The sequence below is a fragment of the Roseovarius sp. A-2 genome (assembly GCF_002072155.1).
Lineage (GTDB): Bacteria > Pseudomonadota > Alphaproteobacteria > Rhodobacterales > Rhodobacteraceae > Roseovarius.
Genome location: NZ_BDIY01000090.1, coordinates 1 through 1,096, shown reverse-complemented (window position 1 = coordinate 1,096; position 1,096 = coordinate 1). Strand labels below are relative to the sequence as shown.

Genomic DNA, 1,096 nt, shown 5'->3' with positions numbered 1-1,096 from the left:
AGCCCCAGAGGACATTGCCGTCCGCCGTTAACCCGGACGCAGATCACGCTCGAGCTCGTCATGGCACCCTCGCGCAAAACATGGTCTCACGGCCGATCATACAGGTGTCGTGAATTATCCGGGTTAACAGGTCCCATATCTTGCCTGATGGATTCGCCCCCCCGTAATTTCTCTGCATTACTCATAGCAGATTATTCACTGGGTACGCAAAGTATAATGTCGCCTTTTAAAATGATCAAACCGGGTCAGTTTTGAATGCACATTGACAGTCATGGTAAACGCTGCCGGCGCGTGGGGGCATCCACCGCATCAGTTCAGGACGCATTGAAACGGCAAACGCGCCGCAGTGACGTGTTCAAGCGCCGTCCCGGAATTCGGGGTGGTCACCAGCTCAGGATATCCTGCCCTTGTGACCAGAGCCCCGAGAAGCACCAGATCGAACGGATCGTCAGCGACGGCAAGAATTCTCAACTAGTGGTCCAACTTCTGTGGCACGTGGCTGTTCTGGCTAAGTTGCCTGACCTTGGCTGCGCACTTACGGAGGCTTTGTTGTCAGCACTTCTGGCAAAACCGTGGCTCCGTGCCAAAGTTTCGCCAGAAAGTTGAAGCAAACTGTTCCAAAAAGCTCTTCTCAAGCGAGACTAAATGCAGGAATAGCGAGCGGTGATCAAAGCTCGACAAGAATTCGCATTCCTTTTGTTCTCCGCTAGGTTGAGTTCTGAAGTGACCCATTCTGAGGCATGCGCATGGTAGTTGGATACGTTTTGGTGGGCGGCTTTGCGGGTCTGATCGCAGCCCTGGTTGCTCTTGTTCTTGGAACTTCGTTCTGGACCGCGTTCGGTCTATACGTCCTGGTAGGCTCCGCTGCCATGGTGCTGTTGGCTGCCATCCAGATGGCAGCACGCGCTTATTCCGATCGCTTCTCTACACTCCGACATGACGAGACCGGTAATGACCATCTGTCTGAACGGGATTGCCAACTTGTTTTCGCCATTTTTGAGAGGGGCGAGACCTCTGCCTGTCAGGCGGTCATTTCGGCAGCATAGCCTCTCCAGAGGTCGAAAGCATCGGACCTGGCGTGTCGGTATGAGATGGC

The 1,096-nt window shown here is 54.0% G+C and carries 1 protein-coding gene; it reads left to right on the top strand.

Translation table 11 applies throughout. From position 1 onward, the window contains the following. Positions 1–746 precede the first annotated feature (746 nt). Complete coding sequence (locus BHD06_RS22700; protein WP_176214484.1) at positions 747–1,046, top strand: hypothetical protein; 300 nt, start codon at positions 747–749, stop codon at positions 1,044–1,046. The last annotated feature ends 50 nt before the right edge of the window (positions 1,047–1,096 follow it).